13 protein-coding genes are annotated in these 13,642 nt (G+C 61.1%); 9 read left to right on the forward strand and 4 right to left on the reverse strand.

Annotation, left to right across the window (positions count from 1 at the left end; all coding sequences use genetic code 11):
* Window positions 1–2: 2 nt before the first annotated feature.
* Window positions 3–221: a DUF1289 domain-containing protein gene (locus J1G34_RS20615; RefSeq protein WP_065893991.1), complete on the forward strand. Its 219-nt coding sequence runs from the start codon at window positions 3–5 to the stop codon at window positions 219–221.
* A gap of 131 nt (window positions 222–352) precedes the next feature.
* Window positions 353–766, forward strand: a complete 414-nt coding sequence (rnk, locus tag J1G34_RS20620; protein WP_065893930.1) for a nucleoside diphosphate kinase regulator — start codon at window positions 353–355, stop codon at window positions 764–766.
* Here rnk and J1G34_RS20625 read toward each other — a convergent pair.
* From J1G34_RS20625 to J1G34_RS20635, 3 genes are all read right to left on the reverse strand, one after another.
* Complete coding sequence (locus tag J1G34_RS20625) at window positions 763–3,603, reverse strand: class I adenylate cyclase (RefSeq protein WP_222994560.1); 2,841 nt, start codon at window positions 3,601–3,603, stop codon at window positions 763–765. The two genes, rnk and J1G34_RS20625, sit on opposite strands and share 4 nt — an antisense overlap.
* Before the next feature lie 168 nt (window positions 3,604–3,771).
* Window positions 3,772–4,026 carry a TIGR02647 family protein gene (locus tag J1G34_RS20630; RefSeq protein WP_065886976.1) on the reverse strand — a complete coding sequence of 85 codons (255 nt, stop codon included), beginning with the start codon at window positions 4,024–4,026 and terminating at the stop codon, window positions 3,772–3,774.
* Between the two features lie 95 nt (window positions 4,027–4,121).
* Window positions 4,122–4,406: a hypothetical protein gene (locus J1G34_RS20635; protein ID WP_065898102.1), complete on the reverse strand. Its 285-nt coding sequence runs from the start codon at window positions 4,404–4,406 to the stop codon at window positions 4,122–4,124.
* Between the two features lie 125 nt (window positions 4,407–4,531).
* Here J1G34_RS20635 and J1G34_RS20640 point away from each other — a divergent pair, with 125 nt between their 5' ends.
* Window positions 4,532–5,191, forward strand: coding sequence for a glutathione S-transferase family protein (locus J1G34_RS20640; protein ID WP_122462979.1), 660 nt, complete (start codon window positions 4,532–4,534; stop codon window positions 5,189–5,191).
* Between the two features lie 634 nt (window positions 5,192–5,825).
* Here J1G34_RS20640 and argH read toward each other — a convergent pair.
* Window positions 5,826–7,220, reverse strand: a complete 1,395-nt coding sequence (argH, locus tag J1G34_RS20645) for an argininosuccinate lyase (RefSeq protein ID WP_065886979.1) — start codon at window positions 7,218–7,220, stop codon at window positions 5,826–5,828.
* Between the two features lie 502 nt (window positions 7,221–7,722).
* On the opposite strand from argH, the gene J1G34_RS20650 reads away from it, so the two are divergent.
* From J1G34_RS20650 to J1G34_RS20675, 6 genes are all read left to right on the forward strand, one after another.
* Window positions 7,723–8,469 carry a LytR/AlgR family response regulator transcription factor gene (locus tag J1G34_RS20650; protein WP_065893926.1) on the forward strand — a complete coding sequence of 249 codons (747 nt, stop codon included), beginning with the start codon at window positions 7,723–7,725 and terminating at the stop codon, window positions 8,467–8,469.
* Between the two features lie 137 nt (window positions 8,470–8,606).
* Entirely contained in the window at window positions 8,607–9,548 is a 942-nt protein-coding gene (gene hemC / locus J1G34_RS20655; RefSeq protein ID WP_065893925.1) for a hydroxymethylbilane synthase, read from the forward strand.
* The gene (locus J1G34_RS20660) at window positions 9,545–10,303 is read left to right on the forward strand and encodes a uroporphyrinogen-III synthase (protein WP_222994561.1); all 759 of its coding nucleotides are present in this window, start codon (window positions 9,545–9,547) and stop codon (window positions 10,301–10,303) included. The genes hemC and J1G34_RS20660 overlap by 4 nt, the downstream gene beginning before the upstream one ends.
* Window positions 10,304–10,321: 18 nt before the next feature.
* Window positions 10,322–11,437: a uroporphyrinogen-III C-methyltransferase gene (locus J1G34_RS20665; RefSeq protein WP_222994562.1), complete on the forward strand. Its 1,116-nt coding sequence runs from the start codon at window positions 10,322–10,324 to the stop codon at window positions 11,435–11,437.
* A gap of 5 nt (window positions 11,438–11,442) precedes the next feature.
* Window positions 11,443–12,684: a heme biosynthesis protein HemY gene (locus J1G34_RS20670; RefSeq protein ID WP_065886984.1), complete on the forward strand. Its 1,242-nt coding sequence runs from the start codon at window positions 11,443–11,445 to the stop codon at window positions 12,682–12,684.
* Between the two features lie 237 nt (window positions 12,685–12,921).
* Window positions 12,922–13,473, forward strand: coding sequence for a disulfide bond formation protein B (locus J1G34_RS20675; protein WP_065898106.1), 552 nt, complete (start codon window positions 12,922–12,924; stop codon window positions 13,471–13,473).
* The last annotated feature ends 169 nt before the right edge of the window (window positions 13,474–13,642 follow it).

Here is a 13,642-nt window from a genome sequence, read left to right on the forward strand (position 1 = left end):
CCGTGAGCCAGTCCGCACCCACGCGCCCGCCCAAGCCGCTGTTCAGCAATGTCAGCCCGGCGGTGCCGTCACCTTGTATCAGTTTATGTCGCCTGGACGAGCAGAAAGTCTGCCTCGGCTGTTTCCGCCATGTGGAAGACATCCGCGAATGGCGCTCCGCCGACGATGAGCGGCGCCGGGTGATCTGTGCCGAGGCCGAGCAGCGCCGAGCCCAGGCCTGAAGTCGTCTTGTTTATTTGTGACGCTGTGGTAGTGTCCGGGTACGCCTCAACTCATCGAGGCCCGTGAGAACCCCGCCTTTTCCTGGCGGGGTTTTGCTTTTTTGTGCAGAAAAAAGGAGTCTGCCTGAATCATGACCACCGCACCGTCCATCATTCTCACCCGTCTTGACGTGCAGCGTCTGGAGCAACTGATCGACCGCCTGGGCGACGAGTTTCCCGGTGTCGAAGCGTTGCAACACGAACTCGACCGCGCCGAAGAAGTGGTTGGCCACGATGAGGTGCCTGCGGGTGTCGTGACCATGAACTCCAGCGTGCATTGCCGTGAGCAAGGCAGCGGCAAGGATTACCACCTGACCCTGGTTTACCCGAAAGACGCGAACGCCGATGAAGGCAAGATCTCGATCCTGGCACCGGTGGGCAGCGCGTTGCTCGGTCTGCAAGTGGGCCAGCATATTGACTGGCCCGCACCGGGCGGCAAGACCCTCAAGCTTGAGTTGCTGAGTGTCGAAGGCCAGCCCAAGGATGGCGGCGCCTTTGCGCTTTAAATCTGCTTCAGCGCCTGATTGAGCGCGAGCTCAAGCTCCGCCTTGTAGCGCAGGTACAGATTGCTCGGGCTTTGCACGTCGCCAAGCAGGCCCGACAGATCCAGATCGGTGATGTAGCAACGGTAACGCTCGGTTTCCCGGCGCTGCCCGACGATTTCCCGGGCGACTACCGCAAACAGCTGGTCGCCAAACTCCAATTCGGAAAATTCCCGCTGATTGCAGTACAGCGTGATACCCACCTGCCCGGGCGCCGCCCTGGCGATAATCGCCTGCACGTCATAGAACGGCTGGTTGGCGCGGTTTTGCGGAGCCGGCCTTGGCTCGACGAGACGAGCACGGGCATTGCCCGACGGCAGCAATTGGTAATACGCGATCTGCACTTCGCCCAACGGCTGTTGGGTGTCCAGAGCCGATAGTGCTTCGCGGCGATAGATGATCGAGAGCAGAAAACGCTGCAGCGGTGCCAGCAGGCTTTGCTCATCATGGAACGGCAAACGCTGCTGCCAGAGTGCATTGAACTCGTCGAGCACATACAGTTCGGCAAATTCTTCATGGACCCGGTAGAACACCTGTATGCAATCGGCCGCACCCATGGGCAGCAGCAGCGCCAGGTCGTGATCTTCCAGGGCCATGGCGTCCAGGTGCCAGGGGCTGTAACTGGCCAGCTCTTCGCTGAGATAGGCGATCAACGCGTCCTGGGTCGGCAGCGGTACATGGGTGGCTTGGCCGGGGATCAACTCCATGACGTGATAGTGCTGCTGCACCTGGAGCAGGTAGCGGTGATTGGCCTGGCTGAGCAGCAGGTTCTGCGCGGTGTCGAATACCTCTTCCACACGCTGGGCAATGAACTGCGCTCGGTTGTGACAGAAGCAACGCACGCGCAACCGTGGCAAATGATCCGACGGCAGTTGGTTGAGGTAGTCGCGCAGGCAGTCGAGCAGCGCATGGGGCCCGTCGTAGCGGCTGACCATCACCTCGTTCCAGCTATTGAGCGTGACCTGGTCCAGGGTCAGTACCAGGTTCTCACGCACGCCGGCATAACTCAGAGAGTCGGTACGCTCGGTGGTCATCAGAATATTCAGGTCGCGGTGATGCTTGAGCGGGTCGACGCCGACGTTGATCAGCAACAGCACTTCTTCGGGCACCGCCGAGCGTAACAGGCGGGTTTCATCGACGCTGGCCATGGGCAGGGCGATAGTCTGCTGCAGGCTGCCCAGCAGGTTGAACAGCTCGAACTCGGTCATGTCGCTGGCGCCCGGGTGCAGCGCCAGGCGCGTACTGCTGTCGATCACCCCGTTGCGATGGCACCAGGTAAGCATTTCCAGCAGGTCGCGGCTGCGCTTGATGGGGGCGAAATGCTCCCATTCCAGTGCGGTGAGGTTGCCGTTATACAGGCCCCAATGGTGCTGCCCCGGCTCCTTGCGGTTGGGTGAGTGCACCAGGGTCAAGGTGTCTTCGGCCAGGTCCGGGGCAATGCCGGGGTTGATGAACTCGACCTTGCCGGCCTTGCGTTCAAAGGCTGCGTACAAGCGCCGGCCCAGTACATTGAGGTCGCGCCGGTTGATCGGGCTGACGGTCTGTTCCGTGCGGGCGAACTGGGTGAGGAAGCGATAACTGTAGTTCAGTTCGTTGACCAGGGCGCGGCGCTCGGAGGCGACCTGACGCACTTTCCATTGGCTGCGGCTGTCCAGCAGGGCCAGTTGGCGCTGGTCCCAGTCCCATTCATGGGCCAGGCGTTCCAGCAGCAGTCGTTGCCAGCCGGCGGTGCGCTGGCCGGCGCTGAGCTTGCGGTTGACCTTCAGGTACAGGCTGCGCCGTACCAGTTCCAGGCGCTCCGGTTCATTGCGGGCCTTGAGGTATTCCTCGATGCGGCGGTAGACCACGATGTAAGGGTCCAGCTCATCCAGGTCCATCTGATTGGCAAACACCGCGCGCTTGAAGCGCAGGCTCAGGCACTGCACGTTGGGGTGCTCACTGGCATAGACCTCGGTCAGCAGCAGCTTGAGCACCGATTTATAGGGCGATTCGATGCCCTTGAACAATTGCCACAGCCCGGCACCGATGAACTCCCCTGGAGGGATGTGCGCCAGATGGCCGAGATCCAGGGTTTCGTCGGCGCGGATGAAACGTTTGGTGAGCAGCGCGTGGGTGAACTCGGCGTAGCGGCTTTCTTCATACACCGGCACCAGCCACCAGATCGGCGTGCGCCCGGCCAGCCAGATTGCGGTGCGGTAGAACTCATCCAGCAGCAGGTAGTGCTGAGTGGTCCCGCAATCGTCGGAGCTCAGTTGCGTGTCCCGTTCACCCAGCACAAAGCGTGTCGGTTCAATCAGGAAGAAGTGCGCCTCGGCGCCCATGGTCTGGGCCCAGGCTTCCAGCAGTTGGCACTTCTTGCGCAGCTCGACCAGCTCGTTGTCACTCAAGTCGGGCGCGTGGCATACCCACACGTCCATATCGCTTTGATCCGCCTGGGCCAGCGTGCCCAGGCTGCCCATCAGGAACAGGCCGTGAATGGGCGTTGGCGGGTTGCCGCGACGGGCTTTGTAGGAGAACGAGCGGGTCAGGCGCTGGGCTTCGGTCAGGGCCTGGGTGTCGGGTTCGAAATTCGACAGGCCTGCTGGCGTACTGCCTGATACATAGCCGGGCAGCAGCGGATGGTTGACGTGAAAAAACAATGGCAACAGGGTCAGCACGCTCTGCTGGCGCGGCGTCAGCCCTTCGATCGCCCGGGCCATACGCCCTTCGTTGAGGGCCATGAAACGCGCGCGCAATTGGGCCAACACCTTGCGGTCGATGCCTTCGTCCAGGTCGGGGCGGATTTCATGGGTGCGGGTCATGTCGAACTCGGTGGCTCGCAGGGCCCGACGTGGGCGGCCGTGTAGGAGTTTACAGACAGTCGCGTAGGAGTTTTAGAGGAAATGGACGTTGGCTGCAGAATTTTGTGAGCTGCGCAGCAACGCCCGTGGAATCCGCAGAGGGCGGACTCCATGGGCGGGGATCAGGGGTCAGGCGGCTTCTTTGGTGGAGGCGGTGGTCAAGATAGTCAGCAAGGTCTGGGCTTGCTCGGCGGCGTCCCGGCCAAGGCTGGTCAGGTAGCCTCCGTCCGGTTGGTCGATAAGCCCTTTGGCATGGAGGCGCCTGGCAGCGGCGACGGCAGTGGGAGCGGCGGTCTGATGGACTTTCAGACCCTCCTTGGTGCTGTCCAGGGGGAAGAGTACAAGGATTTCCAGTTCGGCAACCAACTCAGGGGTATACGACATAAGGACTCCAGACGTTCTAAAATTTATTAGAGGCTAGCAGGCCATAAGGTGAACGCACTTTGCCGAACTGTCCAGCGTGTTGCAGCGCGGCCGGATTATTCCTTTTCAGGCGGCAGCTCGGGCAGTGCCCGCAGCGCGGTTTCATACCATTGGGTATCAAAGGCGCGGTCCTCATCCAGCATTGCGTCGATCTCGAAAGCCAGCACGTGGGCCATGAGATTCAGGATCTCTTCTCGCTCATAACCGACCAGCGTCAGCTTGTTGAACGTGGCCTTGGCCGCCGGCGGGTTGTCGCTGTCGATCTGGTTCTCGATGGCCTGGATCAGCGTGCTTTCGGTGAATTCTTCTTCGTCATTGTCGATATCGGTCGGCTCGCTCATGGCAGGCTCCTCAAGGAAAGGGCGCCAGTCTAACGCCATTCAGGCCGCTGATGCTGCTGGCCAGTCCCAGCCTCAGCGTCTATAACGCTTGCAGCCAACCCCGCACCCGGCCTGGAGGCTTTGCGATGCTCAAGCTTTATGGATTTTCGGTCAGTAACTACTACAACATGGTCAAGCTGGCGCTGCTGGAGAAAGGGCTGCCTTTCGAGGAGGTGCCTTTTTACGCAGGACAAACGCCTGAAGCCCTGGCGGTGAGCCCACGAGGCAAAGTGCCCGTGCTGGGTGTCGAGCAAGGCTTCATCAACGAAACCAGCGTGATCCTCGAATACCTTGAGCAGACACAGGAAGGGCCTGCGCTGCTGCCAGCCGACCCGTTCCAGCGTGCCCAGGTGCTGGCGTTGTGCCGGGAAATCGAGCTGTATATCGAATTGCCGGCACGGGCGTGCTTCGCCGAAGCCTTTTTTGGTATGACGGTGCCGGAGGCAATCAAGGAGAAGTCCCGCGCTGAATTGTTGCTGGGGGTCGGTACGTTAGGCCGGCACGGTAAATTCGCGCCCTATGTGGCGGGAGAGCACTTCACGATTGCCGATCTGTATTTCATGTACAGCTTGAATCTGGCCTGTGGGGTAGGCGAAAAGCTGTTCGGACTGGACCTGCTGGCGCAGTTGCCGCAGGCGAAGGCGTTGCTGGGGCGTTTGAATGAGATGCCCAATGCGCAAAAGGTCGAGGCGGACAGGCAGGCGGCGATGCCGGGATTTCTGGCGATGATTGCAGCAAGGAAATAATCAGATGTGGGAGGACACTTCCCCCCGATAGCATAGGTATCTACACACCTGCGTAGCACTTAACCGTAACCACGATGCGAAGCGAGCCGCTCTTGATCTGGCCGTGGCTTTTGATCTTGATCTGCTTTTGATCCTGGGCGCCCCGTTAAACCACGCTGGCCGAACGCAGGCTTGAATCCGTGGGTAACCCGGCAGGACGCCGGGTTAGCCGCACTGGGCCATGGATGGCCCATTGCGGCGGCCCACGGATTCAAGCCGGAGAGAGGGCACACCGAGCCTAAGCGAGGTGCCGAGTGGTGGGGCAAGAGCGTTTTGCTTACTTTTGCGCTTTTCAAAAGTGAGCCGCCGTCAGGGCGGAACCCTAAGCAGCCGTTACCGCAGAAACGGATATGTACTCGGTCCAATCCAACATCCCGGCCAGCCCAGAGGCCGCCATCGGGGGCAAGCCCCCTCCCACAGTTCGACCTCGGAGCGTCAGGTAGATACGCGTTAGCTCCCTCGCCATAGGAGCGGTGTCGCACCAAAATTGTGTAGATACCTATGCCCCGATGAGGGAGTGTCAGTCAGCACATGTGTGACTGACCCACCACCATCGGCGGGCAAGTCGAATCGTCGCACCGCCCCCCCACATTTTTTAGCGACTGGCGAGCAGTGCCTGGCCACGCACGACTGCGGCCTTCACCTGCGCCGGCGCGGTGCCGCCGATGTGATTACGGGCATTCACCGAGCCTTCCAGGGTCAGCACGGCAAATACGTCCTGCTCGATCTGGTCGCTGAACTGGCGCAGTTCTTCCAGGCTCATTTCCGCCAGGTCCTTGCCGGTGTCCACGCCGTACTTCACGGCATGGCCAACGATTTCATGGCAGTCGCGGAAGGGCAGGCCACGACGCACCAAGTAGTCGGCCAGGTCGGTCGCGGTGGAGAAACCACGCAAGGCCGCTTCGCGCATGATCGCATGCTTGGGCTTGATCGCCGGAATCATGTCGGCAAACGCACGCAGTGAATCGCGCAGCGTGTCGGCGGCGTCGAACAGCGGTTCCTTGTCTTCCTGGTTGTCCTTGTTGTAGGCCAGCGGCTGGCCTTTCATCAGGGTCAGCAGGCCCATCAGCGCGCCGAATACGCGGCCGCTCTTGCCACGTACCAGTTCGGGAACGTCGGGGTTTTTCTTTTGCGGCATGATCGAGCTGCCGGTGCAGAAACGGTCCGGCAGGTCGATGAACTGGAATTGCGCGCTGGTCCACAGCACCAGCTCTTCGGAAAAGCGCGACAGGTGCATCATCGCAATGCTGGCGGCGGCGCAGAATTCGATGGCGAAGTCGCGGTCCGACACGCCGTCCAGGGAGTTACCGCCCACGGCATCGAAGCCCAGCAACTGCGCGGTGTACTCGCGGTCGATCGGGTAGGTGGTGCCGGCCAGCGCGGCGCTGCCCAGTGGCATGCGGTTGGCGCGCTTGCGGCAATCGACCAGGCGCTCGTAATCGCGGCTGAGCATTTCGAACCAGGCCAGCAGGTGGTGGCCGAAGGTCACGGGCTGAGCGGTCTGCAGGTGCGTGAAGCCGGGCATGATGGTGTCCGATTCGCGCTCGGCCTGTTCCAGCAAACCTTTCTGCAGGCGGGTGATTTCAGCCAGGATCAGATCGATTTCATCGCGCAGCCACAGGCGGATATCGGTGGCCACCTGGTCGTTACGGCTGCGACCGGTGTGCAACTTCTTGCCGGTCACACCGATGCGATCGGTCAGGCGTGCCTCGATGTTCATGTGCACGTCTTCCAGGTCGACGCGCCAGTCGAACGTGCCGGCTTCGATCTCGCCCCGGATGGTGGTCAGGCCTTCGATGATGCTGTCGCGCTCGGCATCGGTCAGCACGCCGACCTTGGCCAGCATGGTGGCGTGGGCGATGGAGCCCATGATGTCGTGGCGGTAGAGGCGCTGGTCGAAGTTGACGGAGGCGGTGAAGCGCGCGACGAAGGCGTCGACGGGTTCACTGAAGCGGCCGCCCCAGGACTGGTTGGTCTTGTCGGTGCTCATGAATTCGCTCGTGATCTGCTTAAAAGAGGCGTGAAGGTGTGCCGCCGATAATAACAGGGTTGTTCGCGGACGCGATGGTGCGGGTGGACGGCAATTTTATTTGTACAAAGGATGGCTAAGTGCCTTGCCGCCGATCGCATCCAGGACGAGACTGGGAGCAGGCCGTTATTGAAACGATATTTGACGATTGAGCAATATCGTTCCAGCGAGCGTCTACAGTTGGACTGAGAGTGTGTGAATGCACCAAAGTCGGGTGATGCGGTCAGAGCCCAGACTATCCATTAAATACGGGGGTATTCGGATTGTGTATCAGCAAACCCTATGACAATGCGCGAAGTTGGCGGGTCTTGGGCGCTATTGAACAGGTCCGGGTAAATTTGGGTGCCACTCCAAGGGCACTTTTTGCCGCTTGCGCCAGTCTTAGCGTGGATCGCTGTGACGTAAGTCACCGCACCTGTCTACGCTATCCTTGTGCGAGACTCACGCAGGAATCCAGCGCAATATGAATGTCCTGATCGTTGATGACGAACCCCAAGCCCGCGAGCGACTGAGCCGTCTGGTCAGTGAAATCGAGGGTTATACAGTCCTTGAACCGAGCGCCACCAGCGGCGAAGAGGCGTTGACGCTGATCGACAGCCTCAAGCCGGATGTGGTGTTGCTCGATATCCGCATGCCGCTCCTCGATGGCCTGCAAGTCGCTGCCCGTCTGAGCGAGCGCGAATCGCCACCGGCCTTGGTGCTGTGCGCGGCACAGGAAGAGTTTTCTGCACAGACGCTCGAAGAAAGCGGTGTGAGTTTTCTCGTCAAGCCGGTGGCTGGCGACGCATTGCTCAAGGCGTTGAAGAAGGCCGAGCGTCCCAGTCGCGCCCAGCTCGCAGCCCTGACCCAACCGGCTGCCCAGAGTGGCAATGGCCCCCGCAGCCATATCAGCGCACGCACCCGCAAGGGCATCGAGCTGATTCCCCTCGCTCAGGTGGTCTATTTTATCGCCGACCATAAATACGTGACCTTGCGTCACGAAGCGGGCGAAGTGTTGCTCGATGAGCCGCTCAAGGCCCTGGAGGATGAGTTCGGCGACCGCTTTGTGCGCATCCATCGCAATGCGCTGGTGGCTCGCGAGCGAATCGAGCGCTTGCAGCGCACGCCTCTTGGCCACTTCCAGCTCTTTCTGAAGGGGCTCAACGGCGATGCCCTGATCGTCAGTCGGCGCCATGTCGCCGGCGTGCGCAAGATGATGCAGCAGCTCTAGCCAGGGGCGGTGGCGAGCTCTGCAGTTCCTATCCCGGTGTGATGCGGCCAGGGAGGCCCCGCACTTGCTGATTCAAATCAAAGCGTATTTGCCTGAGCTGTTATTATCTGCCGTATCTATTCAGTACGGATTGATCCATGTCTTCTCGCGAAATCCGCATCGCCACCCGTAAAAGCGCCCTGGCCTTATGGCAGGCCGAGTACGTCAAAGCACGTCTTGAACAGGCTCATCCTGGCCTCAGGGTGACCCTGGTGCCCATGGTCAGTCGCGGCGACAAGCTGCTGGACTCGCCGCTGTCGAAAATTGGCGGCAAGGGTCTGTTCGTCAAGGAGCTGGAAACCGCGCTGCTGGAAAATGAAGCAGACATCGCTGTGCATTCGATGAAAGACGTGCCCATGGACTTCCCTGAAGGGTTGGGCCTTTTTTGCATCTGTGAGCGGGAAGACCCGCGCGACGCCTTTGTTTCCAACACTTACGCATCCCTGGATGAATTGCCCCTGGGCAGTATCGTGGGCACCTCGAGCCTGCGTCGCCAGGCCCAATTGCTGACCCGTCGACCCGACCTGCAGGTCCGCTTCCTGCGTGGCAACGTCAACACGCGCCTGGCCAAGCTCGATGCGGGCGAGTATGACGCGATCATCCTCGCCGCCGCCGGCCTGATCCGCCTGGGCTTCGAAGACCGCATCACCCGCGCAATCAGCGTCGAAGACAGCCTGCCGGCCGGCGGGCAGGGCGCGGTCGGCATTGAATGCCGTACCGCCGACAGCGAAATTCACGCACTGCTCAAGCCGCTTGACCATGCAGACACCGAAGTTCGCGTCACGGCCGAGCGAGCCCTGAACAAGCACCTCAACGGTGGCTGCCAGGTACCGATCGCCTGCTATGCCGTGCTCGAAGGTGAAAACCTGTGGTTGCGTGGCCTGGTAGGCGACCCGGAGGGCGGCACGTTGCTGACCGCCGAGGTGCGTGGTCCACAACGCGACGCCACGGCCCTGGGCATCCAGGTCGCCGAGGAACTGTTGGACAAGGGCGCTGGCGCCATTCTGCAAAAAATCTACGGCGAGGCCGGCCCGCAGTGACCCAGTGGCGAGTGCTGCTGACACGGCCTGCCGAAGAATCGGCAGCCCTGACGGCGACATTGTCCGATGCGGGAGTATTCAGCAGCGAACTGCCGTTGCTGGAGATCGAAGCTTTACCGGTCACGCCGGAACAACAGGCGGTCCTTGGGGCGCTTCAGCGCTATTGCGCAGTGATCGTGGTGAGCAAGCCGGCGGCGCGTCTTGCCTTGCAACAATTGACCGCGCCCTGGCCGCGACTGCCGTGGTTCAGTGTGGGGGCCGCCACGGCACAGGTACTGGCCGATCAGGGTTTGGACGTCCACTATCCGCCAACGGGTGACGACAGCGAAGCCTTGCTTCAATTGCCGGCCTTGCGCGAGGCTATCGCATGCCCCGGTGCCAGGGTATTGATCCTGCGCGGCGAGGGCGGCCGGGAGTTGCTCGCAGAGCGTTTGCGCGAGCGAGGTGTTAGTGTCGACTACCTGGAGTTGTACCGCCGTTTCCTTCCGGCCTACGACGCGGGCGCACTGATGCAACGCATCCAGTTGGAACGCTTGAACGGCCTGGTGGTCAGCAGTGGGCAGGGTTTTCTACACTTGCAGGCCCTGGCCGGCTCCGATTGGCCTGAGGTGGCGAAGCTGCCGTTGTTTGTGCCCAGTCCGCGCGTCTACGAGATGGCGCGGGCCGCTGGCGCAGAAAAAGTTGTGGATTGTCGAGGCGCGAGTGCCTCGGCTTTGTTAGTGGCGTTAGGGAGCAATCCCGTTCCCACTCTCTGATACGCAAAGGACGGATACGTGAGCGAAACAGCCTTGCCTAAAGATGAAGCTCAGCCCGCGCTCGATGCGCCGGTCGGGACACCGGTCACCGCGCCACGCCGTGGCAATTGCCTGGCGGTCGTCGCGTTGCTGCTTGGCGCTGCCGGTGTTGCCGCCGGCGGCTGGGGGATCTGGCAGGTCCGTGCCCTGCAAGCCAGCAGCCAGCAGCAACTGGGTCAGGTGCAGACCCTCGATGACCAATCCCAGAGCCTCAAGCAGAGCCAGCAACAATTGGCCGCCCGCCTGGCGCAGTTGCCCGGCGCGGATGAGCTGGAAGAGCGTCGACGCCTGGTTGCCCAGTTGCAGGGTGATCAGCAGCGCCTGAATCAGCGTCTGGAAACCGTACTGGGCGCCAGCCGCAAGGATTGGCGCCTGGCTGAGGCCGAGCATCTGATTCGTCTGGCCAGCTTGCGTCTGTCGGCTTTGCAGGACATCAACAGCGCTCAGTCGCTGGTCCAGGGCGCCGACGAAATTCTTCGTGAGCAAAGCGACCCAGGCGTGTTCGCCGCCCGTGAGCAACTGGCCAAGAGCCTGGCGGCTTTGCGCAGCACCGAACAACCGGACCGCACCGGCTTGTACCTGCAGTTGGCGGCGTTGCGCGACCAGGTGGTGCAATTGGCGGCTGTCGCTCCGGAGTATCAACTCACCGAGTCCGGTTCCCAGGGCCGTCCCAGCAGCGATACGGGTAATCAGTTGAGCCAATGGTGGGAACAGATCTCCCGTTATTTCCGTATCGACTTCAACCCGGATGACAACATTCGTCCGCTGCTGGCGGGCCAGGGGTTGAATCAGGTGCGCCTGGCCTTGAGCCTGGCGCTGGAGCAGGCACAGTGGGCAGCGCTCAACGGCGAGTCGGCGGTGTATAGCCGTTCGCTGGGCGAAGCGCGTAGCGTGTTGCAGGATAACTTCAACCAGGACAACCCGCAGAGCAAGGCGATGCTGGCGCGTATCGCCGAGCTTGAGCCCAAGGCCGTTTCGGTGGTGACGCCTGACCTGGCCGCAAGCCTGGCGGCCGTGCAGGCGTACCTCGAGCGCCGCCATTTGTCTGCCGACGAAGCCAAGGCTTCGGCTGCCAAGCCTGCGACCCAGGAGTAGAACCGATGAAGCGCTTCTATGTGATCCTGGTGCTGGCAATTGCGATCGCCCTGGCGCTGGCCGTGGGCATTTCCAAACACACCGGCTACGTGCTGATTACCTATCCCCATTTGCTGCATTACGAGTCCAGCCTGTGGGCCACATTGGTGGCGGTGTTCGCCATAGGCCTGGCGATCTACCTGATCCGAGTGCTGTTGGGTCTGGTCAGCGTTTCCGGCGGTGTGGTCAACCCGTGGTCGCGGCGCAATCGCAGCCGCCGTGTGCAAGTTGCAATCGAGCAAGGCCAGATGGACCTTGCCGAAGGCCGCTGGGCCAGTGCCGAACGCCACCTGCACCGTGCTGCCGAGGCGGAGCGCCAGCCATTGCTGTACTACCTCGGCGCGGCACGTGCGGCCAACGAGCTGGGCCGTTACGAGGCATCGGATGCTTTGCTGGAGCGCGCCCTGGCTCGCCAGCCCCAGGCGGAGCTGGCCGTTGCCTTGAGCCATGCGCAACTCCAGATGGACCGTGGCGATACGGAAGGTGCCCTGACCACCCTGCAGGCCATGCACGAGCGCCATCCCCACAACGCCCAGGTCCTGCGACAGTTGCAGCGATTGCACCAGCAGCGTGGCGATTGGTCGTCGGTGATTCGCCTGTTGCCCGAACTGCGTAAAGACAAGGTGTTGCCGGCCAGCGAGCTGGCTGAATTGGAGCGTCGGGCCTGGGGAGAAAACCTTGGCCTGGCGGCCCAGCGTGAGGAGCATGGCGAAGCCGGCTTGCAGTCCCTTGACCGCGCATGGGAGCAATTGACTTCAGCCCAGCGCCAGGAGCCACAACTGGTGTTGGCTTATGCCGATCAACTGCGTCGACTGGGCGCCGATGCCAGGGCCGAGGAAGTGCTGCGCGGTGCGATCAAGCGCAGTTATGACAGCCATCTTATTCGGCTCTATGGCCTGCTGCGCGGCAGCGACCCGGCCCGTCAGTTGAAGTTTGCCGAAGGCTGGCTGAAGGATCATCCTGGCGATGCCAGCCTGTTGCTGACGCTGGGTCGTCTCTGCCTGCAGAACAGCCTGTGGGGAAAGGCCCGGGATTATCTGGAAAGCAGCCTGCAGGTGCAGCGCAATCCCGAAGCCTGTGCCGAATTGGCCCGTTTGCTCGCCCAATTGGGTGATACCGAGCGCAGCAACCGGCTGTTCCAGGAAGGCTTGGGGTTACTCGATAATCGTCTACTGGCCTCACCCTTGCCAGCACCGGCGCAAGCTTGAAGTAGGAAAGTGTTCACGGGTTGGCTCAGATCTATCTGTCAGCCAACCCTTTAACTCTTTGTAATTACTGAGCTTAAGTAGGCCTGTAATCAATTCTTACGTGTTGTAGGGCGATTTCCTCCGTGTGTTGACGGAATCTCCTTGTCTCTTCGCGGAATTGTCCGCTCCAAGGCGTATTGAAAGGGATCGGGCCTTTCCTCTACCGTAGCGACCTATCTCTTGCGGTGCGGATAAACAATGTCTTTGGCCCCTTTACGCTCCTTGTTTGTCCTGGCGTTCATGGCCGGTGCGCTGACGTTGGGCGTGTCTTTCTATCTGGAATATGGTGCGCTGTTACAGCCCTGCTTTTTGTGCCAGGTACAACGGTTGTTTCTCGCCGTCTTTGTACTGATCAACCTGATCGCCGCCCTGCATAATCCTGGCCGCACAGGCGTGTGCCTGTATGGGCTGGCGAGTATCGGGTGTGCATTATTCGGCGCCGTCACCGCCGGGCGCCAAGTGCTGCTGCAGAACACTCCGCCGGATCAGATGCCCAACTGCTGGCCAAGCCTGGACTACATGATTGAGCACCTGTCGTTCTGGCGGGCTGTCCAGTCAGTCTTCAAGGGATCGGTCGACTGCGTCGAAATCAATTGGACGTTATTTGACCTCAGCGTTCCGGAGTGGAGCCTGCTGTTTTTCCTGGCGATGCTGATTCTGTGGAGCACACTGCTTTCCCGGTTGTTGCCTGGCCGGCGTCACGTATCACAAAGCGAGGAAAATTCTGTTCATGTGGTAGGACGGGATTAAACGCTTGTATGAACTTTCTCTCCTGCGTACCTTGAAGCCATAGTGATGCGGGCATAATCTGGCCCGCACGCGTTATCGAAACCGCTTGTCAGACGCGACCTCGTCCGATTGCCGCTTCAACCCTGAAGCATTGCGCGGGCACGGTGCAGCAGCGTCCCCTATAGGGAAG

The organism is Pseudomonas sp. Wu6 (assembly GCF_019891515.1).
Lineage (GTDB): Bacteria > Pseudomonadota > Gammaproteobacteria > Pseudomonadales > Pseudomonadaceae > Aquipseudomonas > Aquipseudomonas orientalis_A.